The sequence below is a fragment of the Bradyrhizobium sp. AUGA SZCCT0160 genome (assembly GCF_018130105.1).
In the GTDB taxonomy this organism is placed as follows: domain Bacteria; phylum Pseudomonadota; class Alphaproteobacteria; order Rhizobiales; family Xanthobacteraceae; genus Bradyrhizobium.
Map to the genome: position 1 here is coordinate 311299 of NZ_JAFCMD010000006.1, position 23604 is coordinate 334902.

The 23604-nt window shown below is 62.9% G+C and carries 22 protein-coding genes; 11 read left to right on the top strand and 11 right to left on the bottom strand.

What is annotated here, in order from left to right; all coding sequences use genetic code 11:
* The first annotated feature begins 56 nt into the window (after positions 1 to 56).
* Positions 57 to 1070, top strand: a complete 1014-nt coding sequence (locus JQ558_RS13295) for a hypothetical protein (protein ID WP_212293891.1) — start codon at positions 57 to 59, stop codon at positions 1068 to 1070.
* Between the two features lie 10 nt (positions 1071 to 1080).
* Here JQ558_RS13295 and JQ558_RS13300 read toward each other — a convergent pair whose 3' ends face one another.
* Together JQ558_RS13300 and JQ558_RS13305 are read right to left on the bottom strand one after the other, a co-directional pair.
* A complete protein-coding gene (locus JQ558_RS13300; protein ID WP_212293892.1) occupies positions 1081 to 2358 on the bottom strand; it encodes an ArgE/DapE family deacylase in 1278 nt (425 codons plus the stop codon).
* 53 nt (positions 2359 to 2411) lie between these two features.
* Complete coding sequence (locus JQ558_RS13305) at positions 2412 to 3137, bottom strand: pyridoxamine 5'-phosphate oxidase family protein (RefSeq protein ID WP_212273049.1); 726 nt, start codon at positions 3135 to 3137, stop codon at positions 2412 to 2414.
* Between the two features lie 71 nt (positions 3138 to 3208).
* Here JQ558_RS13305 and JQ558_RS13310 point away from each other — a divergent pair, with 71 nt between their 5' ends.
* The 3 genes from JQ558_RS13310 (at position 3209) to JQ558_RS13320 (ending at position 5234) form a co-directional block, all read left to right on the top strand.
* On the top strand, positions 3209 to 4729 hold the full coding sequence (locus tag JQ558_RS13310) for a PLP-dependent aminotransferase family protein (RefSeq protein WP_212293893.1): 1521 nt from the start codon (positions 3209 to 3211) through the stop codon (positions 4727 to 4729).
* A gap of 71 nt (positions 4730 to 4800) precedes the next feature.
* Positions 4801 to 4953, top strand: a complete 153-nt coding sequence (locus JQ558_RS13315; protein WP_212212708.1) for a hypothetical protein — start codon at positions 4801 to 4803, stop codon at positions 4951 to 4953.
* 11 nt (positions 4954 to 4964) lie between these two features.
* Positions 4965 to 5234: a DUF6719 family protein gene (locus tag JQ558_RS13320; protein ID WP_212212706.1), complete on the top strand. Its 270-nt coding sequence runs from the start codon at positions 4965 to 4967 to the stop codon at positions 5232 to 5234.
* A 34-nt stretch (positions 5235 to 5268) separates the two neighbouring features.
* On the opposite strand, the gene JQ558_RS13325 is transcribed toward JQ558_RS13320, so the two are convergent.
* From JQ558_RS13325 to JQ558_RS13345, 5 genes are all read right to left on the bottom strand, one after another.
* Positions 5269 to 6234 (bottom strand): tetratricopeptide repeat protein, encoded by a 966-nt coding sequence (locus JQ558_RS13325; RefSeq protein ID WP_212293894.1) that lies wholly within the window; start codon positions 6232 to 6234, stop codon positions 5269 to 5271.
* Between the two features lie 222 nt (positions 6235 to 6456).
* Positions 6457 to 7692: a serine hydrolase gene (locus JQ558_RS13330; protein WP_212212701.1), complete on the bottom strand. Its 1236-nt coding sequence runs from the start codon at positions 7690 to 7692 to the stop codon at positions 6457 to 6459.
* A gap of 148 nt (positions 7693 to 7840) precedes the next feature.
* Positions 7841 to 8245, bottom strand: coding sequence for a hypothetical protein (locus JQ558_RS13335; RefSeq protein ID WP_212212698.1), 405 nt, complete (start codon positions 8243 to 8245; stop codon positions 7841 to 7843).
* Between the two features lie 45 nt (positions 8246 to 8290).
* Positions 8291 to 8455, bottom strand: a complete 165-nt coding sequence (locus JQ558_RS13340; protein ID WP_212293895.1) for a hypothetical protein — start codon at positions 8453 to 8455, stop codon at positions 8291 to 8293.
* 299 nt (positions 8456 to 8754) lie between these two features.
* Positions 8755 to 8916: a hypothetical protein gene (locus JQ558_RS13345; RefSeq protein WP_212293896.1), complete on the bottom strand. Its 162-nt coding sequence runs from the start codon at positions 8914 to 8916 to the stop codon at positions 8755 to 8757.
* A gap of 234 nt (positions 8917 to 9150) precedes the next feature.
* Between JQ558_RS13345 and JQ558_RS13350 the strand changes: the two genes are divergently transcribed.
* A complete protein-coding gene (locus tag JQ558_RS13350; RefSeq protein WP_312014613.1) occupies positions 9151 to 9366 on the top strand; it encodes a hypothetical protein in 216 nt (71 codons plus the stop codon).
* 29 nt (positions 9367 to 9395) lie between these two features.
* Here the strand turns inward: JQ558_RS13350 and JQ558_RS13355 are convergent, their stop codons facing one another.
* Complete coding sequence (locus tag JQ558_RS13355; protein ID WP_212273175.1) at positions 9396 to 9875, bottom strand: CreA family protein; 480 nt, start codon at positions 9873 to 9875, stop codon at positions 9396 to 9398.
* Positions 9876 to 10212: 337 nt separating this feature from the next.
* On the opposite strand from JQ558_RS13355, the gene JQ558_RS13360 reads away from it, so the two are divergent.
* The 4 genes from JQ558_RS13360 to JQ558_RS13375 all read left to right on the top strand — a co-directional run bounded on the left by JQ558_RS13360 (position 10213) and on the right by JQ558_RS13375 (position 14424).
* Positions 10213 to 12000, top strand: a complete 1788-nt coding sequence (locus JQ558_RS13360) for a L,D-transpeptidase (protein WP_212293897.1) — start codon at positions 10213 to 10215, stop codon at positions 11998 to 12000.
* Positions 12001 to 12081: 81 nt separating this feature from the next.
* Positions 12082 to 12675 (top strand): glutathione peroxidase, encoded by a 594-nt coding sequence (locus tag JQ558_RS13365; RefSeq protein WP_212293898.1) that lies wholly within the window; start codon positions 12082 to 12084, stop codon positions 12673 to 12675.
* A gap of 197 nt (positions 12676 to 12872) precedes the next feature.
* On the top strand, positions 12873 to 13844 hold the full coding sequence (locus JQ558_RS13370; RefSeq protein ID WP_212212687.1) for a polysaccharide deacetylase family protein: 972 nt from the start codon (positions 12873 to 12875) through the stop codon (positions 13842 to 13844).
* 25 nt (positions 13845 to 13869) lie between these two features.
* Entirely contained in the window at positions 13870 to 14424 is a 555-nt protein-coding gene (locus tag JQ558_RS13375; protein ID WP_212293899.1) for a dihydrofolate reductase, read from the top strand.
* Positions 14425 to 14435: 11 nt separating this feature from the next.
* Here the strand turns inward: JQ558_RS13375 and JQ558_RS13380 are convergent, their stop codons facing one another.
* Both JQ558_RS13380 and JQ558_RS13385 read right to left on the bottom strand, forming a co-directional pair.
* A complete protein-coding gene (locus tag JQ558_RS13380; RefSeq protein WP_212212684.1) occupies positions 14436 to 14885 on the bottom strand; it encodes a DoxX family protein in 450 nt (149 codons plus the stop codon).
* 125 nt (positions 14886 to 15010) lie between these two features.
* Positions 15011 to 17320 (bottom strand): NADP-dependent malic enzyme, encoded by a 2310-nt coding sequence (locus tag JQ558_RS13385; protein WP_212293900.1) that lies wholly within the window; start codon positions 17318 to 17320, stop codon positions 15011 to 15013.
* 262 nt (positions 17321 to 17582) lie between these two features.
* Between JQ558_RS13385 and JQ558_RS13390 the strand changes: the two genes are divergently transcribed.
* Entirely contained in the window at positions 17583 to 19562 is a 1980-nt protein-coding gene (locus JQ558_RS13390; protein ID WP_212293901.1) for a hypothetical protein, read from the top strand.
* A gap of 7 nt (positions 19563 to 19569) precedes the next feature.
* Here the strand turns inward: JQ558_RS13390 and aspS are convergent, their stop codons facing one another.
* Positions 19570 to 21477: an aspartate--tRNA ligase gene (gene aspS / locus JQ558_RS13395; protein WP_212293902.1), complete on the bottom strand. Its 1908-nt coding sequence runs from the start codon at positions 21475 to 21477 to the stop codon at positions 19570 to 19572.
* A 193-nt stretch (positions 21478 to 21670) separates the two neighbouring features.
* On the opposite strand from aspS, the gene JQ558_RS13400 reads away from it, so the two are divergent.
* Positions 21671 to 23146: a YdiU family protein gene (locus JQ558_RS13400; protein ID WP_212293903.1), complete on the top strand. Its 1476-nt coding sequence runs from the start codon at positions 21671 to 21673 to the stop codon at positions 23144 to 23146.
* Positions 23147 to 23604 lie beyond the last annotated feature (458 nt).

Consider the following 23604-nt stretch of genomic DNA (forward strand, 5'->3'; position numbering starts at 1 on the left):
TGAAACAAACGGTCTCAGAATCATCGCGTTGAATGTGACGTAGAGAGTTGTGCAGCATGTGGCTACTATCGACAGCGAAGCGACATCTTGCTTTCGGCCTGGCTCTGGCCGGCGGCCTCTTCGCCGGCCTCGCAAACGCTGCCGATCCGGTCACGCCACCCGGCAGCCGCATCAGTCTCGCGCCGCCGAAGGGCTTTGTCGTCGCCACCACATTCACCGGCTTTCAGGATCAGGCGCACCATGCATCGATCCTGATGGCGGAATTCCCTCCGGTCGCGTTCACACAGTTCCGCAACGGTCTGACCGCGGAAGCCATGGTCAAGCGCGGCATGCGCCTGCTGTCGACGGAGACGATCGAGGGGCTGCCCTACGAGCAGATCACCGTGCGTGCGGAGCAGCGCGCCGGCAATCAGGTTTTTGACAAATGGCTGATGGTCATCAACGGCCCCGACATGACCGGAATGTTGACCGTCTCGATCGCAAAGCCTGCGCCAAAGCAGTTGTCGGATGCCGTGATCCGCGCCGCGCTTGCCAGCGTCCGCATCCATGCAACGGCCTCGGGCGATCCGATCGCCGCCCTGCCGTTCTCGATCGAGCCGGCAGCGCGCTTTGCTTACCGCAAGCCGCTGGCCGGCAGAGGCCTGTTGCTGAAGGAAACGCCGCCTCCGCCGGAAGGGAAGCTGGACGACGTCGGCTTCATCGTCAGTCTCGCGACCGAAGCCACCATTGCGCCCTCTGATCAGCAGCGCTTCGGAGAGCAGCAATTTCTCAGCTCGAGAACAATCACCGACCAGAAAATTCTGAGCACCAGACCGCTCACGACGTCGAACATGGCCGGCTTCGAATATCTTGGAGAGGGCAAAGGCGCTGGTGGCCGCCCGCTCCGCTACCTCGTCGTTGCGCTCTATCCGTCGGGACGCCCCTTTGTCCTGCTGGGCATGGCGCCGCCGGAGCGATTTGACGAGGCCTTGCCGGAATTCCGAGCGATGGTCGAAAGCTTCAAAGCAAGCCGTAGAGCGTTTTCGAGCGAAGTGAATACCGGTTCGCGTGAAGAAAACGCGTCAAAATAAAAATCTAGAGCTACACCTTCTCCACCCCGCACCATTCCGCGATGAACAGCGCGGTGGCCTTGGTCGATTTGCGCAACGAGTCCAGATCGACATATTCATTGAAACCGTGGATCGCAGCCCCACTGGCGCCGAAGCACAGGCTCGGGATGTTGTAGTTCAGGCCGTAGAACCGCGTGTCGGTCAGGGCCGTGAAGACGAGGTCTTCGACCTTGCCGCCATAGACGACGCCAAACGCCTTGCCGAAGGCCGCTTCCGGCGCGGCGGCATCCTTCAGCTCATAGCCTTCGGACAGGAAGCCCGACCATTGCACCTCGGGCGGATTGTTGGAGAGGAAGCGGTGGTCGCGCGAGGCCGCGGAGACGCAGGCCAGGATCTCCTTCTGGCAATCCTTGATCGACCAGCCCGGCAGCACGGCAATGCGGCAATCGACGTCGCACCACGCCGGCACGCTGGAGGCCCAGTCGCCGCCCTTGATGATGCCGGGATTGAAGTTGATCGGATGCGTCAGTGTCTTGAAATGCGGATCGGCCTTGGCGCGCTCGTTCCATTCGGCCTCGAGCTTGCCGATCGCATGAACCAGGTGATAGGCCGCCATGATCGCATTCGAGCCGGAACCTGCTTGCGCCACATGCACGGGAATGCCGCGCACCTTCAGCCGGAACCAGATCACGCCGACCTGCGAGCGCACCATCTTGCCGTTGGTCGGCTCGGGAATGAAGCAGGCGTCCGCCCGGTAGCCGCGCTGCAGCGTCGAAAGCGCGCCGACGCCGGTAGACTCCTCCTCGATCACGGATTGAAAGTGAATCCGCGCGGTCGGCCGCAGGCCGGCGGCCTTGATCGCATCCAGTGCATAGAGCGCGCCGATGGTGCCCGACTTCATGTCGCAGGCGCCGCGGCCATACATCTTGCCGTCCTTGATCACGGGCGAGAACGGCGGCGTCTCCCACATGTCGAGCGGGCCGGCCGGCACCACGTCGCAGTGCCCCTGCAGGATCAGCGATTTGCCGCCATTGGTCGGCGGACGGTAGGTGCCGACCACCGTGCGCGCCTTGGAAAAATCATGCTCGATCGGCCCGAAGCCGCGCAGGTCCTTCAAATCCTCGACGTCGATATGCCAGTCATCGACCTCATAGCCGCGGGCGCGCAGGAGGTCGCCGATCATGTCCTGGCACGGCCCCTCGGCGCCGCGCGTCGAGGGAATCGCGACAAAATCCGCAGTCGTCGCAAGCTGCGCATCAAAGCCGGCATCGACGGCGTCTAGGATTCTTTGTTGCGTATCGGTGGTCATGCGGCGGCTCCAATCGGGAATTGCGTCACGAGAACGCGCACTTTAGCCCGATCTCAGCCCCCGGGGTAATGCAGAAGATGGGTCTCCCGCAAGGCGTCATCGAGCAGACGGCCTTCCGAATAGGCGCGCAGCGATTGCGGCCGTTTGACGCCGTCCAACAACCGCGGGCAAGGTTCCGGCGCGCCGATCACGGTGCGGACCGGAATGCGCTCGGCGTAGATCGGCAGTGCGTAGTCCTCATCATCGTCGGCGACGCCCTTGGTGCGGATCTTGGCCGACGCCTGCTCGATCTCCATCGCGATGACGGCGCTCGCCTTGATTTCCTGCTTGGTGCTTTGCCGCAAGGAGGCGGTGCGGTCCGGAAAGAACCGATCGACCATCGCGACAAGCGCGCGCGCTTTCTCGTCCGGGTCGGTGACGATGTAGGCGGTGCCGAACGCCATCACGGCGCGGTAGTCGGCCGAATGGTTGAAGCCGCACCTTGCCAGCACCAGGCTGTCGAGATGCGCAACCGTCAAACACACTTTCTGCCCGTCCGACTGGTTCTCCAGCATGCGGCTGGCGCTGCTGCCGTGCCAGTACAGCCTGCTGCCTTCCCGCCAGAAGAACGTCGGTGTGCAATAGGGCTGGCCGTCGATCACGTAGGAGACGTGACACAGCATCGAGGCGTCCAGCAGGCCGTGGACCGTCGCGTGATCGTAGCGGCCGCGCTCATGGAGGCGCTTCACCCGATTGCGCGGCGACACCGGATACGAATTGGTGGCTTCGATTTCGGTCACGGCAGTTCCTGTCAAATCAATCAATGACGAGAGTTGTAGCGGCGAATTTGGTCTGCGATAGTGCCAATTCCATGCGAAAAATTCCGACCAATTCTCCGGCGCCGCCGCGGAAGACCGAGCTGCCGCTCGACCTCTCCGGGCCGCATGTGACGCCGCGGGCCTCCTCGCCGCATCGGCTCTATCAGGCGCTTTGCCACGCCATCGTCAGCGGCATCGTCAAGCCCGGCGAACCGCTGCCGCCTTCGCGAACGCTGGCAAGCCAGACCGGTTTTCGCCGCAACGCGGTTACGACGGCCTATGAGCGGCTGATATCAGACGGCTTTGCAATGGCCATTGGCGGCTCCGGCACCTTCGTCGCCGCGCGCATCCCGGCGCAGGTGAGCGGCGCCGGCAAGGCCAGGATCGTCATCGAGACGCCGCCACAAGGCACCCTGTCGCTCGGCTGCACGCATATTGACGAGCGGGCCCTGCAGCGCTTCCGGTCCTTTGTCGGGCGACGGATGCGCGCCTTCGGCACCGACCACCTGCACTACGGCGATCCCCGCGGCAGCCACGAACTTCGCACCGCCATCGCCGATCATCTGCTGTCGGCACGCGGGCTGCGCTGCGATCCGGACCAGATCATGCTGGCATCGGGAACCCAGCACGCCCTGCGGATTGTGCTCAGCGCCATTCTGAGGCCGGCCGATCAGGTCTGGTGCGAGGACCCCGGCTATCCCGCCGCGCGGCGCGCCATCGAGCATTGCGGCTACCGCCCGGCCCCGGTGCCGGTCGACGCATCAGGCCTGATCGTCGCCAAAGGCCGCACGTCAGCGCCATCGGCGCGCGCGGCTTACGTGACGCCCTCGCACCAGTTTCCGCTTGGCGTGCAGATGACGATGAACCGCCGGCTCGAACTGCTGGATTGGGCCAGGGACGCCGACGCGTTCGTGCTGGAAGACGATTACGACAGCGAGTTCAGGTATGACGGCGCGCCATTGCTGTCGCTTGCCGGCATCGATCATTTGCGGCGCGTTATCTACATGGGCACGTTTTCAAAGACGCTGTTTCCGGGATTGCGCATCGGCTATTGCGCGCTGCCCGAGAGATTGATCGGACCGGTGACGACGGCCCGCGCCGCGCTCGACCGCTTTCCCGGCACGCTGCTGGAAGGCGCTGTCGCGGATATGCTGAATTCTGGCGCGTTCGCTGCCAATCTGCGCAGGGTGCGCACCCTCTACCGCGAGGCCCGCGACGTGCTGGCCTCGACGCTGTCGGCGGCCTCGGAGGGCCGCCTCACCGTGCCGGTGCCGTCGCAAGGCCTGCATCTGGTGGCGCGGTTTGATCCGTCGATCGATGCGCAGGTTGCAGCCCACGCCAAATCCGCGGCCGGCGTCGAGGGCTGGCTGCTGGCGGACACCTATGCTCGCGCCCGACCGCTGCCGGGATTTGTGCTGGGATTTGCCGGCCACCCGCTTCCGCAACTGAAAGCGTCGGCCGAGAAACTGGCCAAGGCATCGCTGGCGGCGATGCGGGCCAGCCGGAAGCCGGACAGCGGCGGAACCGGAAAATCGCGAAGGCCGGCGTCGGCGCGATCCCGATCGGCGGGCTAGCTTAGCACCCTAGGAGAATCGCCGCCGCATCCGCTAAATGCATTGAATCGTCGTCACGATGGAGACACCGGATGCCAGCGAATCGCAACGTCATGTACCTGATTATCGGTGTGCTGGTCGTTGCCGTCGGCGTGCTCAGCTACAATCTCTATCAGGCCAGGAAACAGCCCGAGGGCGTGCAGATCAATGTCGGCCCCGACGGGCTGAAGATCCAGAGCAAGTGAGGGAGGCCAATTTGGCAATCACGAAGGCCGTCACGGCCGCCGCTCTTGCACTTTCTGCCGGCCTCGCTTTGTGTCTGCTCGCCTCACCTGCCGCCGCGCAGCAGGTCGTCCCCAACGAGCGGAATATTGTCGATCTGCGGCTCGGTCAGCGCATCCTCGTCGACGACGGAACATGTCCTGCCGGACAGATCAAGGAAGTTTCGGGCTCGCAGATGACCACATCCGGCGTGCTGCGCACCCACAAATGCATTCCGCGCCTGGGGACGAAGCAGCGGCGGTAGGGCCTGTGCTCATTAAACCGCGATAGTCGCAATCTCAGGCAGGCGAGCCTGCCTTCGCGCGAATGGCCATCGACCGCTTGAAAAGCGCGTTGGCATCGCCGTAGCGGCGCTGATCCTTGTAGAGACCGGCCAGGTTTTGCAGAACGTCCGCGAGGTCCGGATGGTTAGGGCCGAGCGTCTTTTCGAAGGTGGCCACCGACCGCTTGTAAAACCGCTCGGCGTCGGCGTTACGGCCCAGTCGCCCATAAACAGTGGCCAGACTGTTCAGCGCCTGCGCAACATCAGGATGGTCGCGACCGAACGCTTTCTCGGTCACGGCCATCGACCGCTTGAGCAGCCGCTCGGCATCGGCATAACGATGCCGGTTGATGTAGACATAGGCCAGATTGTTCATCAAAACCGTGGCCTCTGGATCGCTCGGACCGTGCGCCTTCTCGAGAATGGCCAGCCCGCGCTTGAACAGCGGCTCGGCCTGATCGTATCGACGCTGGTTGCTGTAGAGAGCGGCCAGGTTGCTCAGCGCCAGCACGATGTCCGGATCGTCGGGACCGTCCGTTTTCTCACGAATGGCGATCGACCGCTTGAGCAGCGGCTCCGCCTCGGCAAAACGCTCTACCGCGCGGTAGAGTTCGCCGAGATTATTCAGCACGCTTGCGACTTCGGCATGATCCGGACCGAGTGTCTTCTCCCTGATCGCCAATGAACGCTTGTACAGCGGCTCGGCGACGGCGTATTGACCCAGATTGTAGTGGATCGTGCCGAGGTCATTCAGCGGCAGCGCGACCATTGCATCATCGGGACCAAACTCCTTCTCGCGCATGGCCAGCAACCGCTGGGCCAGCGGAAGCGCTGCCGCGTACTTTCCGACCCGATAGAGTTCCTTGGATTCCTGGTTGAGACGGCTTGCCTCATCCTGCTCGGCGTAGGATGGCACGATGACTGACAGGCTCAGGGCCAGCGCGGTGACCGCAATGCGGATAGATGCTTTCATGGCCTTCATCACATTTGCCTCCGTCGCGGTTCTTCCGCGACATACCCGCCCTTTGTGTCTTCAGTGGCTAGAGAGGTTCATACTGACGGGTCACCGCGCAGCAATCACGCCATGCGACCGCTTTTGGCACGAAACCGACATGCGGCGGCGTCACGTCAGATCAATTCGCCGCTTAAAGCGTGGTCGTAAAGGCCGCCATCGTTTCGCGCCGTCTCGCCAGCCCGTTGAGCCTTACCAGCGGCCGTATTTGCTGACGATCCCGCGCCAGACGGCACCGCGTTCGAAAGCGAACGATTCCTTTCCGACATTGGCGTTTTTGGCTGCGGCCGTGACCACCATGACGAGCTTGAGCTCGGGGTCGACGAAGATCGACTGGCCGTAGACACCGAGCAAGGCAAACCTCCGCTTCTCGCCGGGATAGAGCCAGAACTGATAGCCGTATCCGAAATACGGCGTGGCCTTCCCCGGCGCGAATGCCGGAGGTTGCCGCTGCCAGTCGGTCGCATCCAGCAGATAGTCCTTCGGCACAATCTGCTTGCCGCCGACCGCGCCATCATTGGCCAGCAGCATTCCCAGACGTCCGTAATCGCGCAGCGTCGCATTGAAATTTCCCAACGCTACTTCCGAGCCGTCCGCCGTCGTGGTCCACGTCGCGTCGGCTTCGGCGCCCATCGGTTGCCAGAGCCGCGTGGTCAGGTATTGGCTGAGCGTGGTGCCGGTGACCTCGCGGAGCAGCACGGCCAGCAGAACGGTCTCGCTGGAGGCATAGTGAAACCGCGTGCCCTGCTCGGCGTCGCGGGTCTCGAACTGGCGCAGCGCTGATATCGATCCTTCGCGGCCGCGGGCAATCACGAACCGCGTCAGATCGTCCTTGCCGTCGTAGATTTCACTGAACTGCACGCCGGACGACATGCGCAGGGCACTGCGTATGGTGGTCTCGCCATAGGCACTGCCGGCAAGTTTGGGCACGTATTTCGAAATCAGATCATCCAGCGAAGTGATGCGGCCCTCGGCGAGCGCCATCCCGACAGCCAGGCTGACGATGGATTTCGCCATCGAATGCGAGATGAAGCGGTCGGACGGCTTGCGATCGTACTGGTAGCGCTCGAACAGGACCGCGCCGTCCTTGATCACCAAAAGCCCGGTAACGCGCTGGTGCGCGAGAAAATCGTCGAGGGTCCAGCTCTGGTTTTCGAACCGGTAGCCGAGCTTTGTTTCGCCGCCGGCCGCAACAAAAGGCAATGGAGATTCCGCCTTGCCCAGCCTGTTGTATGGAAAGATCTCGTCAATATGACTGAAGGATCCAACCCGCACACCTTCATCGAAGAACCAGTTGGCGCGGGTGCCGACTGGATAGCCCTTGTCCTTGCCGAGCAGGTCCTCGTCGGGGGCGGCAAAGGCCGGGACTGCCAGGGCACCAAGAAAGCATGCAAGGAGATAAGTGGAAAAAATTCGTCGTTGCTGCATTGGCCGACTCCCGCGCGCGGGGGCGAACGCCATCGCGCTCCCCGGAGATCATCGAACAACATTGCACATCATGGCGGTGACGGCTTGCCGAACCCGTGACGGCATCGAGATCGCCGTTAACCAGTGGTTGCGTGAGATCTCGCGCGAACTAGTTCGACGGCTCGAACATGCATTGCAGCGTCGGCTTGGCGATCTTGGTGAAGGTCGGGCCGATTTCGGACTGCTTCGACGCTGGCACCCAGGCGGTCTCGATCGTGGGCACGCCGGTCTCGCTGATGCCGCGCAGCAAGGCTTCGCGCAGATCGTTATCCTCGACGGTCGCGGCCGCATGATCGTGCAGGCAAGTGCAAACTGTTTCGGGATGCGCCCAACGTCCGACCATGTGGGGCGCGCACAGCCGTACAAACTCACCGCGGGGATCGGGGAGCTTGAACATGGAGCCGATCGGCCCCTGCTGGAACCGCATCTGCGCCGTTAACTGGGTTTGGGCCTGGGCTGAAGCGCCCAGCAGGCAGGAAACCAAAATCGCAGCGGCACCAAAACGTACAAACATACTGAGCCTTTACCGGCAAATTCTCTTGCGAGCTGTTAGCTGCGATCAGTTGACAGCTGCGACAACGATCGGCTGCGGAGCCGAGGGCGCCGCCGGCGCGCCGTTGTAGGAGAAGGTGCCGATGCTGGGCAAGCCCTGATCCGAGGAGCCCGCGACCGAGGGACCAGCCAGGATGAAGGCGAAGGCGAGGATGAAGCTGATGGTCCGCATTTGACTGTCTCCGGTTTCGGTGCCGGCGTCCCCGCCGTTTCGTTGGCAGAGTGATAGCCAACGGCTGTTTCCGGATATCTGCGCCAAAAGCGGAAAATGGTTTCATTGCAGGGGTGAATTGTTTCGTCGGTCGGCCAGGGACGAAACATTAGCGAGAAAAACCCAATGACTTCAGTATCAATGGCTGCATAGAGCTACAGGTCACCTGCGAACCGGGGCCATTCTACTTTGCGTGGGGTTGTTTTCGCGATTTTGAGTCTGGGCCCTGCCGTGTACCGCCGAAGGGAGGCGAAACGGGCTCACTCGCTGTCGACAGCAGTCAAATCGGGTTCGGGCGTCACGACAGGCGATCCGCAATAGGTGAACGTCCCTACTCCAGGCATGTCGCGATCGGCACTGCCCGCCAGTGACGGGTCGGTCAGGACGAAAACAAGGGCAATTATGCAGCTGAGGGCGCGCATCTGACGTCTCCATTCACCATCTGGCGATGAGACGCCCCTTGCTGTCAGGTGGTTCGACGCCGTCGCAAGTTCTTAATCCAGGTTCTTAATCTTTGTCTGCTGAATAGGCCGCAGCGCAGCATACTCAGTTGTGAACCGAAGCCTCGGTCCGCCCGACTCAAGCAGACACCCCGTGCAACCTTTCCCGTTGGTTCGGCGTTGTTCCCGTTCACAATCCAACAAAGGATAGCCGTCGTGGGCAATGGCAACATCAGTGTTGGCAATCAATCCTCGCCCCGCAAATCCGGCCAGCAACAGATGGCTGGTGCGATGTCGCAGCAGGGCGCACCGGTCATGGGCGACAATCAGTGCTCGCCACAGAAGTTCGTGCGGCTGGTTGGCTGCCACGAGCCTAAGGTCCGGCCCGCCGGCTCAGAGGTCCGCCCACAGCCCAATCCGGTGAAACGGTAAGTCCCGGGACGGCCGCCTGGCCCGGACCATTATTGGATGAACTCGGCACATTTCTGCACCGCGGCGTCGGCGGCTCCCCAGGGCATGACCGGCACCGAGGATGTCGAGTTCTTGGGTGACCCCTCGATCAGTCGGTCCGAATACACCATGTAGACGAGCACGTTCCGCTTGGGATCGCAGCCGCGGACAATCTGCATTTTCTTGAAGAACAGCGAACGGCGCTGGCGAAACATGTCGTCGCCCTGGGACATCTTGCCCTTGAACCGGATCGGCCCGATCTGGCGGCAGGCCAGCGAAATATCTGAAACTTCCTCGGCAAGCCCGAGCCAGCCCTTGTAACCGCCCTTCTCCGGCACCGTAAAATGGCAGGCCACGCCGTCGACCTCGGGGTCATCGACACCGTAGGTCGCAAGCTTGTCATTTGGGCTCAGCCATTTGAACACGGTGGAGCGACGGAAGATCAGGTCCGGCTCGTCGGCGGCAAAGGCCGGACCGGCCTGCCACACCATCGCGGCCAACACCGCCAACGATACGCCCAAGGCCAGATTTCTCCATGACTTGTCACACTTACCGATGGCCTTGAATGTCATTTCTATCTCCGCTGAAGGACCCACCGGTTATGTAATGTGCAAATGCCGCACAGGAAGGCTGAGGAACGGTGCGGGGGAGCTCGCGTTTAACGGAATGTGAGGCTTTTTTGCTACGCTTGCGGCGAAAAGCGCGGGTTTAGAGGGCTTAAGCTGGTGAACGCTTTTCGCGTCTGCAACAACAAATGATTATCGGAACATCGGATTCGACGATCTGGACTTAGGGAATTTGGGCGTGAGCGGGCATCGGCTTTTTGGGTTGAATAGTACGAGCGTAAGCAGCGCGAACCAGCGATTTTGGCAGATAGCTATTCTGGTTGCCGCAGGCACGATCGCCGCCTCCTCCCACGCCGACGCCGCCCTGTATTACTGGCAGGATTCCGACCCCAGCTTCTACCGGCCGGCACCATCAGCCCAGCCGCGCAAGCAGCGGACCCGCAAGCCCTCGAAGGCCATGATGGCCGCCGAAAAGGAAGTCAGCGCCAAGCCGCAGGGCCCCCTGATCATCGCGATCTCGATCAACCAGCAAAAGGTCAGGGTCTACGACGCCAACGGAATTTTCGCGGAAAGTCCGGTGTCGACTGGCACGAAAAGTCATCCGACCCCGATGGGCGTGTTCAGCATCATCCAGAAGCACAAGATGCACCACTCCAACATCTACAGCGGCGCGCCGATGCCGTTTATGCAGCGCATCACCTGGTCGGGTGTCGCGATGCATGCCGGCGCCCTGCCCGGCTATCCGGCGTCGCACGGCTGCATCCGTTTGCCGATGGCCTTTGCCGCGAAGATGTGGAAGTGGACCAAGATGGGCGCGCGGGTCATCGTCACGCCCGGCGAGATGACGCCTTCGAGTTTCTCGCACCCGCTGCTGGTGGCGCAGAAGGTCGTGCCGCAACCTGTGGCCGCCGACGAGCCGATGTCGGACGCGCCGGCGGTGAAATCCGACAAGGGCGCGGACGCTGGATCCGCAATCAAGTCCGCGAGTTCAGACACGAGCCTCGAGTTGCGATCGACTGTCGGTCACGGTCACGGCACCCCCGATCGGACGCCGTTACGCGAACGAACCCATACTGCGGATGCCAGCGGAGCCATGCCGGCGACCAATTCCGCCGTGACGATGTCCGATGCTTCGTCCTCGGCGAGCAGGATGCCGGTCTCCAACGAAGCCGCGAAGTCCGAGCCGGTGAAATCGGACGCTGAGCCAGAGCCCGCCAAGAGTGCCGACGCCGCGTCCACCGACACCAAGCCGGCCGAAGTGACATCGTCCGAGTCCAATTCGTCGGATGCTGCAACGGCCGAGGTCAGATCGGTTGAGACCGGCAACACGATCAAGAGCGAAATCTCCGCCAGCGACGCCCCGGTCGAGGCCAAATCGGCCGACGTGAAACCGGACGAGGTGAGAACCGGGACGCTCAAGGCGGACGCGCCCAAGGTCGAGACACCGAAAGCTGAAGCAGCCAAGGCCGCCGAAAAACCGGCCGAGCCCGTCAAGGCAATCGCCGATACGCCTGCCGTTGCGCCCGATGCGAAAAAGGATCCGTCGCGCCTGCCAGGCGTCGAGAAGGCCGCGGCGAAGCCGGAACCGAAGCGCACCGGGCAGATCGCGGTGTTCGTCAGCCGCAAGGACGGCAAGCTCTACGTGCGGCAGAACTTCACCCCGCTGTTCGACGTGCCCGTGACGATCGCGCCGAGCGAGCGGATGCTGGGCACGCATGTGTTCACGGCGGAAGTCGACAAGAACGATCCCAATCTGCTGCGCTGGTCGGTGGTGTCACTGCCGGTGACCGCCCGCAACGCGGCCATCAAGGAAGAAGACGAGCGCGCCGCGCGCCGGCGCAAGGTCGCCGGCGGAGCCCCGGCCGAGGCCAAGCCGGCACCGGCGCCGAACAGCCCGGCCGAAGCACTGGACCGCATCACCGTGCCGCCGGAAGCGATGGCGCGCATCGCCGAGGCCCTGACGACGGGCGGCTCGATCGTGGTGTCCGATCACGGTATCAATACCGGCGAAACCGGCGAAGGCACCGACTTCATCGTTCCGCTGCGCTGACTCGCATAACAGCTTGTTGACGAGCGCCGGTTCGCCGGTTCAGCTATGCTTTGCGCCGATCAATCTCGCGCGAGGCCGGCCATGATCGACCGCAGAACCATGATGACGGCAACGTTGGCCGCCATTGCGGGTATGGGCTCAACCCGGATCGCGAACGCCCAGGCCGGCATGAGCCGGATCACCGCCTACGCGTTTTCGTTTGGCGGATTGGCCGGCGGCGATATCAGGCTTTCGGAATATGCCGGCCGTCCCCTCCTGATCGTCAACACCGCCTCGCTTTGTGGCTTCACGCCGCAATATAAGGGGCTGCAGGAATTGTGGACGCAGTTCAGCGACCGCGGCCTGATGATCGTCGGCGTTCCCTCCAACGATTTCGGCGGCCAGGAACCAGGCGGCGCGACCGAAATCGCAACAACCGCGCAGCACCATTACGGCGTGACCTTCCCGATATCGGCCAAGGCCATCGTGAAAGGGCCGAATGCGCATCCGTTCTACAAATGGGCAGCAGAAGCACGGCCGAAGGATGTTCCGCGCTGGAACTTCCACAAATACCTGATCGGCCGCGACGGCTATATCGCCGAAGTCTTCCCGGAATCCGTCGACCCCTCGGATACGCGGGTGAAGACCGCGATTGCGCGGGCGCTCGCACCAAGTGTTTCCGAACGAAGCGGCTAGCGGGTCGCTGCGGGCCACGCGTCGAAGCAGCGGGAAATAATCCCCTGAATTAACCGGTTCGACGACAAATCGGCTGCCTGTGTGGCAGCCGTTGCCTTGGCGAGGCAGCGGCAACTAGGCTATTGTGCGTTGGGGCGGGAAGCGGCCGGACGACGGCAAAGCCGGTACCGGACGCGGGATCATTTAAGGAAAACAAGATGCGTATTGCGGCAGGGTTGATCTTTGCAGGCGCGGTTTCGTTGTTGACCTCGAGCGCGGCCTGGTCGCAGACGCCGCCAGCCAAGGGCGGCGCTGCGGCCCCGGCGGCAGCTCCAGCACCTGCTGCCGCAGCACCCCAGCCAGCACCTGCCCCGAAGGCCGCGGCCGCTCCGACTCGGCCTCCTTGCACCAACCCGAACGCACTCGGCGTCGGCCGCACTGTGGAGATCGACACAACGGGCGGTCCCGGCTTCGGCTTCGAACATTTCAAGGATCTGGACTTCCTGCGCGACAAGGAAGTCGTGCTGACATTCGACGACGGCCCGTGGCCGGTCAACACGCCGTCGGTGTTGAAGACGCTCGCCGAAGAATGCACCACGGGCATCTTCTTCCCGATCGGCAAGCATGCCACCTATTATCCGGAAATTCTCAAACAGGTCTATGCAGCCGGCCATGCGATCGGTTCACATACCTGGTCACACGCAGCCCTGGTCAACAAGAAGCTGACCGAGCAGCAGCGCAAGGACGAGATCGAAAAAGGCTTCAGCGCGGTCAAGTGGGCGCTCGGCGGCACCTCGCCGGCACCGTTCTTCCGCTTCCCGGCGCTGCAGCATCCGCCTGAGATCGTCACCTATCTCGGCACCCGCAACATTGCGATCTTCTCCTGTGACCTCGACTCCTTCGACTTCAAGGCGAGCAAGTCGCAGACCATCGTCGATACCGTGATGCGCAAGGTCGAAAAGCTGGGCAAGGGCATCATCCTGATGCACGACTTCCAGAAGCACACCGCCGAGGCGCTGCCCGAACTCTTGAAGAAGCTGAAGGCCGGCGGCTACAAGGTGGTTGCGATGCGCGCCAAGACGCCGGTGCAGACCCTCCCGCAATCCGACGAAGAACTGCTGAAGGAAGCCAAGCTGCCGACCGTAAGCTCGCGCCCGGTTTCCAGCGTCGTGCAGACGATCTCGGAATAATCGGCTTCGACTCGGCGACAAGTCCATGCCGGCGCTGCGCATCGAAGGCTACGTTATCGTCTCGGCGGACGGCATGCTGGCGAACGCCAGCAATGTCATGCCTGATGACTTGAAATTCGAAGGCGACAAGCAGTTCTTCACAGCCGCGCTCGACCGCGCCGACCTGATCCTGCACGGCCGCAATTCCTTCGAAGACCAGCCGAACTCGCCGCGGCGCAAGCGCCTGATCCTGACGCGAAAGGTTCGCGCGATTGCGCCCGATCCCTCCAATCCCAACGCCACGCTATGGAATCCGGCCGGCGCCTCCTTTGAGGCCGCCTGCACGCAAGTCGGGGTTCGCGCCGGCACAGTCGCCGTGATCGGCGGCCCTTATGTGTTCGGCATGTTCATGGACCGCTACGACGAGTTCTGGCTGTCACAGGCCCCGCACGTGCGGCTGCCGGACGGCGAGCCCTGCTTCCCCGGGGTGCCCGCGCGCTCGCCGCAACAGGTGTTGGCGTCGCACGGATTACGCGCCGGACAACCGCAAATGCTCGACCCGGCGGCTGACGTCACCGTCACGCCGTGGCGGCGGACCTGAGCACGTCCGCTCTAGACGTCGTAGGCAGGTTCCGACGATCGCGGCCCGCGGCCGTAGCCCGCGATCATGAACAGAGCGCCGATGATCGAGAGATTCTTCAACGCCTCGATCAACGTCTTGGCGTTCTCGGGCGAGGCCTGATTCCAGAAATCGTGGAAATAGAAGGTGGCTGTCAGCACGAAGAAGATCAGAAGGATCGCAAAGAACCGCGCGCCGAAATTAACCGCGATCATCAGCCCGGCGATGATCTCGAACCCGCCAATCGAAATTGCCAGCAATTGCGGCGTCGACATGCCCGTCAAGGTTTCGAGCTGCGAAGTATAGGGCGCGAGCAGCGTGGGAATGGTCACCTTGGACGCGATAAAATCCGCCGTCTGCTGGATGCCGAAGAGCTTGGTTGCTCCGGTGTAGATGAAGAGCACGGCAAACAAAACTCGCCCGAAAGTAAAGAACGCTGGCATGGGTCGGCCTCACTGGATGGCAATGCAATGTCACAAGCGGTCGCGCAAGGCGATTATGAGCGTTTCGCCCCTGCTTTTCAAACGATCAAATCGAAGCCATCCGCGTTAGAACCCGTCGACATCAGCTAGCCGAACAGGGTCGGTTGCGCACGGCCGGCACGCTCCTGGGCCTCGACGGCGGCAACCGCCGTCATGTTGAGAATGCCGCGCGCGGTCACCCCCGGGGTAAGGATATGCGCCGGACGCGCCGGTCCGATCAGGATCGGCCCTACCGGCAGCGCATCCGCCAGCGTCTTGATCATCTGGTAGGCGACGTTGGCGGTATCGAGGTTCGGCATGATCAGGATGTTGGCATCGCCTTCCAGCTTCGAATGCGGCAGCACGAGCTTGCGCGCGGCCGCCGATAGCGCGGTATCGCCCTGCATTTCGCCGTCGGCCTCGATCTCCGGATGCTTTTCCTTCAATAGCGCGGTGGCCAGACGCATCTTGCGCGAGCTATCGGTATCATAGCTGCCGAAGTCGGAATGTGACACGAAGGCAACGCGGGGCTTCATGTTGAAGCGCTGGACGTGGATCGCCGCCAGCGATGCCATCTCGGCCAATTCCTCGGCGCTCGGATTGGGCCTGACCTGCGTGTCGGCGATGAAGTAGGACCCTTTGCTGGTGATCATCATCGCCAGCGCCGCAAAATCGCTGACGCCCGGCAGGAAGCCGACGATTTCCCGGACATGACGTAGATGGCTCATGTAGCGGCCCTCGACGCCGCAGATCATCGCGTCGGCCTCGCCGCGGACCACCGCTAGCGCTGCGATCACGGTGGCGTTAGTGCGAACCACGGTGCGCGCGGCCTCGGGCGTGACACCGCGCCTTCCGGCGACGTCGATATAGGTCTGGACGTAGGACCGGTAGCGCGGATCGTCCTCGGGATTGACGAGGTCAAAATCCTGCCCGGCCTTGATCGACAGCCCGAACCGCTTGATCCGGGCTTCGACCACCGAGGGCCGCCCGACCAGGATCGGCCGCGCCAGTTTCTCTTCGAGCACGACCTGGGTGGCGCGAAGCACGCGCGCGTCTTCGCCCTCGGCATAGATCACGCGCACCGGCTGGGATTTCGCCTTGGCGAATACCGGCTTCATGACGAGGCCGGAACGGAATGCAAAGCGCTCCAGCAGCGCAGTGTATTCGTCGAAATTCTTGATCGGCCGTGTCGCCACGCCGGAATCCATCGCTGCCTTGGCGACAGCCGGCGCGATGCGCAGGATCAGGCGGGGATCGAACGGGCTCGGAATCAGCGAGCCGGGTCCAAAGCCCTGGGTTTCGCCGCTGTCGAAGCCCTGCGCCACCGCGTCCGACGGCGGATCGCGCGCCAGTTGGGCGATCGCGTCGACCGCGGCGTGCTTCATTTCCTCGTTGATCCCGGTGGCGCCGACGTCGAGCGCGCCGCGGAAGATGAACGGGAAACACAGGACGTTGTTGACCTGGTTCGGGAAGTCGCTTCGTCCGGTGCAGATCATCGCATCGGGGCGCGCTTTTCGCGCCTCGTCCGGCATGATTTCCGGATTCGGATTGGCCAGCGCCATCACCAGCGGCTGATCCGCCATCGCCTTGACCATTTCCGGCTTCAGCACGTTGGGTGCGGATAGCCCTAAGAAGATATCGGCACCGCCGATCACGTCGGCGAGCACCCGCGCGCTGGTCTTCTGCGCATAGACCGCCTTCCAGCGATCCATCAGCGTGTTGCGGCCCTCATGCACGACGCCGTCGATATCGCAGACCCAGATGTTCTTGTGTTGCGCGCCGAGCGACACCAGGAGATTGAGGCAGGCGATCGCGGCGGCACCTGCACCGGAGCAGACGATCTTGATGTCGGCAAGCTTCTTGCCGTTCAGCAGCAGCGCATTGGTGATCGCGGCGGCGACGATGATGGCGGTACCGTGCTGGTCGTCGTGAAACACCGGGATCTTCATGCGCGCCTTGAGCTGCGCCTCGATCTCGAAACACTCCGGACCCCTGATGTCCTCCAGATTGATGCCGCCGAAGGTCGGCTCCAGCGCCGCCACCGTCTCGACCACGCGCTCGATCGTATCGGCGGCGATCTCGATGTCGAAGACGTCGATCCCGGCGAATTTCTTGAACAGGACCGCCTTGCCCTCCATGACCGGCTTGGACGCCAGCGGGCCGATATTGCCGAGGCCGAGCACGGCCGTCCCGTTGGAGACCACGGCTACCAGGTTGGCGCGGGCGGTCAGGGTCGCCGCTTCAGCTGGATTGTTGGCGATTTCGGTACAGGCGGCTGCAACGCCCGGCGAATAGGCCAGTGCCAGGTCGCGCTGGTTGGCGAGCGGCTTGGTGGCCTGAATTTCCAGTTTACCGGGCCGCGGCAGCCGATGGTACGCCAGTGCTGCGGAATGGAGATCTTCAGAATAAGACGACATGCATACTCCCGCGTTCCCGGTCCCGATCTTTTATTTCTTCGCCACGTCCGGACGAGGTCAGTTTGCCGGCAGATTGAGCCGGATGTGAAGCACGCGCAACCGCTTGGATGCAACAGCTGACGGCGCCCCCATCAACAGGGCGCGGAGGCCGGCGGATCGACGCAAACGATCGAACCCGGTAGCATGGCCCCTCCCCATCCCCGGTCATTCGACCGACAACGGCAAATTGCCCTCCGCCCAACCGGCAACCGGAGCTGCCCGAATGGTAAAGGTTCTGAGCGGCCTGGTTGCCGCAATCGTGATCGCGGTGGGCGGTTTCTTCGGCTTTCAGTTCTATACCCAGCATCGAATAGCCAGCGAGGTCGACGCCGCACTTGAGCAGGTTCGCGCGGCGGGCGGCAAGGCGAGCCGCGGCAAGGTGTCGTTCGACCTCCTGAACCGCACGGTCACGATCGCCGAAATCGCGGCTCAGTCGGCGGCGCAACCGCCGGTCAGCGTCAAGATCGGCAACCTCACAGCATCCGGCGTCAGCCAGCCGGACGCGGCGCGGTTCTCGGCCGAGACCATCGAAATCGCCGACCTCGATATCGGCGCTGCAATCGGCCCACAGCCGCCATCGAACCTCTCCTACAAGCTGCCGCGGATCACAGTGAAGGAATATTCCGGTCCCGCCAGCCTGCAGCGGCCGCCGGCCTCGTCGGCCCTTGCCGACATCTACCGGTCCGTACTCGAGCAGTTCGCAGGCGTTGCGGCGACGTCGATCACGGCCCCTAGCCTGACCGGAACCATCAACTCCGGCGTTGCGACGCCGGGCGGTGGCGAGGTCGCGTATACGGGCCTTGCGATGCAGGACATCAAGGAAGGCAAGGTCGCCAGCGCCAAGATCGACGGTGCGGTGTTCACGGTCAACGCTCAAGGCGCGGGGGGCAAGCCGGACAAGCTCACCGGCAACCTCGCCAATATCGCGGGCTACGACATCGACAGCCGCGCGGTGGCCGCGATGTTCGATCCGCAGAAGGCCAGCGACGACCAATATTACCGCGCCTACCGCCAAATCACGACGGGGCCCTATGTTGTCAGCTCCGGGCAAGGCCTGAACATGCGGATCGATGGCATCACGATTGATGATCTGGGCTTGCGGCCCTCGCGCATGCAAGTGCCGGATCTGCTGGCGATGATACCTGCGCCCGGCGCCGCGCCGCCGACGCCGGCGCAGGCGCGCGCGATGATCGAGAAGGTGGCCAAGCTGTACGAGGGCATGCGGATCGGCAATGCCGAGATGCGCGGATTCTCCGTGGAGACCCCGCAAGGCCCCGTCAAGCTGTCGGCGATGCGGCTCGATCTGGACAATGGCAAGGTCAACGAATTCGCGATCGAAGGCGTCGATGGCCGCGCTCCCGAAGGGCCGGTCAAGCTTGGCCGCTTTGCCCTCAAATCCCTCGACGTCGCCAATCTGCTGCGGCTGTCGGCGCAATTCGCCGGTTCGCCGCCGCCGCCCGACAAGGCGCTGGACATGATTCCGCTGATCGGGGGCGCTGAACTCAGGGGACTGGTGGCCCCCTTCAAGAACACCGGCAAGCAGGTCAGCATCGAACAGTTCAGCCTGGACTGGGGGCAGTTTGTCGGCCCGATCCCGACCAAGGTCCGCATGACCACCAGGATGACGACGCCTCTCGACGCCTCCGATCCTATACTGATGGCGCTGATCGCGGCTGGCCTCGACAAGGCAGTCATCGATAATGACGTCGGCGCTGTTTGGACGGAGGCGACGAAGACGTTCGCGCTTGAGCCGGTGTCGCTCGAACTGGGCGGGCTCCTCAAGGCAAATGCGCAACTGTCGCTCACCAACGTGCCTCGCGGCGTGTTCACGCTCAACCCGGTGCAGGCGGCGGCGATGGCCGAGCAGATCGAGGCCGGCCCGATCGAGCTCGTGCTGCGCGACACCGGCGCGATCGACATCGCGGTTGCCCAATATGCTCGCCTTCAGGACGTGAGCCGCGAGGCGGCGCGGAGCGCCATCGTCGACATGATCCGGTCGGCACGCGAACCGGCCGCGGCCTATCCCGACGTGCTCGCGGCGCTGGACGCCGTCGCCCGCTTTATCGAGACGCCGCGGCAGACGTTGAATGTCAAACTCACGCCGCGCGGCAAGCTGCCGCTCCAGCAGCTCAACCAGTTCATGAACACCGACCCGTTGCTCGCGCTGTCGCAATTCCGGATCGAGGCCTCGACGGGACTCTAACCCTGCACTAGCTCTTGTCCGGCAGGTTGAGCCGGATGTGCAGTTCGCGCAGTTGCTTGATCGCGACATCGGACGGCGCGCCCATCAGCAGGTCGACGGCCTGCTGATTCATCGGGAACAGCGAGATTTCGCGCAGGTTCGTGGTGCCGCACAGCAGCATCACGATGCGATCGACGCCGGCCGCCATGCCGCCATGCGGCGGGGCGCCGTATTGGAACGCGCGGTACATGCCGCCGAACCGCTCGACGACGTCCTTCTCACCATAGCCCGCGATCTCGAACGCCTTCACCATCGTCTCGGGCTTGTGGTTGCGGATGCCGCCGGAGGCGATCTCGTAGCCGTTGCAGACGATGTCGTACTGGAAGGCAGGTATGCGCAAGGGATCGCGGTTTATGAGCGCTCCTAAGCCTCCTTGCGGCATCGAGAACGGATTGTGTGAAAAGTCGATTCTCTTTTCTTCTTCGTTGTATTCGAACATCGGGAAGTCGATGATCCAAGCCAGTTCAAACCGATCTTTATCAATGAGATTCATTTCCTCGCCGATTTTGCCACGAACGGCGCCTGCAAACTTGTAAATATCTTTTGGTGTTCCCATCACGAAGAACACCGCGTCACCATCTAACAGACCGTCTGGCCGCATATCTCGATACGGTTTTGCAACCTGTAGAGGGAAATTCTCAGCGAAAAGAGTGTCTATCGTGGTCTGCTCTTCGACGGGCACTGGCAACCGGACGAACTGACCATTCCGTCCATTAAGTTCCTTCATTAGAATTGCGGTCAGATCGGCTCCCAAGTTCTTGGCAATCGGACCAGCGCCGGAAACATCTCCGTCTCGCCAGAAGACATACCCCAGACCCGGTTGCCCCTCACCCTTTGCCCAACTATCCATGCGGTCACAGAAAGCGCGGCTACCCGCTGACGGAGCAGGAATTGCCCAAATTCGAACATTCTCGTTGCTGGCAATTCCCCTAGCAAAAAGTCCAAAACCTGAGCCGCGGAACACGTTTGTCACATCGTGGATCAACAGCGGATTGCGCAAATCCGGTTTGTCTGATCCAAACGCACGAATTGATGCACTGTAGGAAATTTGAGGCCAGCCCTTTGTCACCGGCTTGCCTTTTGCAAATTCCTCGAACACGCCGGTGACGACCGGCTCCATCGCCGCGAACACGTCGTCCTGTTCGACAAAGCTCATCTCGACGTCGAGCTGATAGAACTCGCCCGGCAGGCGGTCGGCGCGCGGGTCCTCGTCGCGGAAGCATGGCGCGATCTGGAAGTAGCGGTCGAAGCCCGACATCATCAGCAGCTGCTTGTACTGCTGCGGCGCCTGCGGCAGCGCGTAGAATTTGCCGGGATGAATCCGCGACGGCACCAGGAAGTCGCGTGCGCCTTCGGGCGAGGACGCGGTCAGGATCGGGGTCTGGAACTCGAAGAAGCCCTGCTCCTTCATCCGCTTGCGCATGGAATCGACGATCGCGCCGCGGGTCATGATGTTCTGGTGCAGTTTCTCACGACGCAGGTCGAGGAAACGGTACTTAAGCCTTATGTCTTCAGGATATTCTTGCTCGCCGGCCACAGGCATCGGCAATTCGGCGGCTGGACCCAATACTTCAATTTCGTTGACGTAGACCTCGACAGTCCCAGTCTCTAGTTCCGGATTATCTGTTCCCTCGGGCCGACGTCGAACCTTGCCCTCTATCCGCACCACCCATTCCGAACGCAACTTTTCGGCGTGCCTGTAGGCTGGCGAAGTCGCGTCGGCCACGACTTGGGTGATGCCGTAATGGTCGCGCAAGTCGATAAACAGTACACCGCCAAGGTCACGGACGACATGGCACCAGCCCGAGAGGCGGACCGTCTCGCCGATGTGGATGTCGCGGAGCTCGCCGCATTTGTGTGACCGGTAGCGATGCATGGAAATCCCAAAAACTGATATTGGAGGGGTCGAATCGAGGGCCAAAGCCCTTCTCGAACTGCGGGAGGGTTTACCCGACGAGACCGGGTGCGGCAACCAGTGGAGGCCCCCGTTTTGGCCCCAAAAGCGCTGTTTTGAACCCGCCGAAGATGGCCCCTTTGCCTATCCCCCGGGCGCGCCTATCTTTGTGGTCATGACCGTCCATTTCCCGTTCCAGCACACCTATGCGGCGCTGCCGGCGAACTTTTTCGCCCGGGTGGCGCCCACCCCCGTGGCCGCCCCCCGGCTGATCAAGCTGAACCGGGCGCTGGCCACCCATCTCGGCCTTGATCCGGAGGTGCTCTCTAGCCCCGAGGGCGCCGAGATCCTGGCCGGCAAACGCGTCCCTGATGGGGCCGACCCGATCGCGATGGCCTATGCCGGCCACCAGTTCGGGCATTTCGTGCCGCAACTCGGCGACGGAAGGGCCATTTTGCTCGGCGAAGTCATCGACGCCGACGGCGTCCGCCGCGACATCCAGCTCAAGGGCTCCGGCCCGACGCCGTTCTCCCGCCGTGGCGACGGCCGCGCCGCGCTCGGCCCGGTGCTGCGCGAATACATCGTCAGCGAGGCGATGTATGCGCTCGGCATTCCGACCACACGTTCGCTCGCGGCCGTGATCACCGGCGAGCGCGTCCAGCGCGAGACCATGCTGCCCGGCGCGGTGCTGACCCGCGTCGCCTCTAGCCACATCCGGGTCGGCACCTTCCAGTTCTTTGCCGCGCGCGGCGACACCGACGGCGTGCGCCAGCTCGCCGACCACGCGATCGCGCGCCACTATCCGGAGGCCGCCAAGGCTGAGCGCCCCTATCACGCGCTGCTCGAAGGCGTCGTGGCGCGGCAGGCCGATCTCATGGCACGCTGGCTTCTGGTCGGCTTCATCCATGGCGTCATGAACACCGACAATTGCTCGGTCTCGGGCGAGACCATCGATTACGGCCCATGCGCGTTCATGGACCATTACGACCCCGCGCAGGTGTTCTCCTCGATCGACGAGATGGGCCGTTACGCCTACGCCAATCAGCCGCAGATCGCGCTGTGGAATTTGACGCGGCTGGCCGAATGCCTGCTGCCGCTGCTTTCCGACGACAAGGACAAGGCGATCGAACAGGCGCAATTCATCCTCGGCGAATTCGCGGAAAAATTCACCACCGCTTATCAATCGGGACTGCGTGGCAAGATCGGCCTGTTCAGCCAGCGTGACGGCGACGAGGCGCTGGTGCAGGACCTGCTCGACGCCATGGCCAAGAACCAGGCCGACTTCACCCTCACCTTCCGCCGCCTCGCCGATGTCGCGCTCGACGCGAACGACGACAGCGTCAGGGCCCAGTTCCTCGACCCCGCGGCGTTCGATGAGTGGGCGGCGCGCTGGCGGCAGCGTATTGCTGACGAACCGCAATCGGCGACGGAGCGACACGCCGCGATGCGTCGGGTCAATCCGGCCTTCATCCCGCGCAACCACCGCGTCGAAGCCGTGATCCAGGCCGCGATGAATAATGACGATTACGCGCCGTTCGAGGAATTGCTGAGCGTGCTGGCAAAGCCGTTCGAGGACCAGCCGGAGTTTGCTGACTACGCCAATCCGCCATTGCCGGAGCAGCGCGTGTTGCAGACGTTCTGCGGGACGTGAACTCGTCATGCGCCCCATGCCGTGACCGTCGTCCTCCGCGAAAGCGGGGGACCCAGTACGCCGCGGCTTCTCGGTTCTATCATCGGCTTCTCTGGAATACTGGGTCGCCCGGTCAAGCCGGGCGATGACAGTTGAATATGTGGCCGCATTCTCGCGACGCATTGCGCCCGAGCTTTGCTGGAAACTTCCCGCCCTCTGCAAATGGAGGGCGCAGGGAAGACCGGGTGCGCGCTGCACCCGCGGTCTCGCGTGCGGTTTGCACTAAAAAGGCTGCACACGAGCATACAGGGCAGCGGTGAACACCCGGCCTTCCCTGCGCAATGGCTTTACGGCTTATGCCGTGATCTCCCCGGAGACGAGTTCTTGGTTGACTCCGTCGCTGCCGTTTCGGCTCTCGCCTACCCGACAGCTTGACGCCTGCAACGGGCGCCAGGACCACACGGTTTTGCCGTACGCTT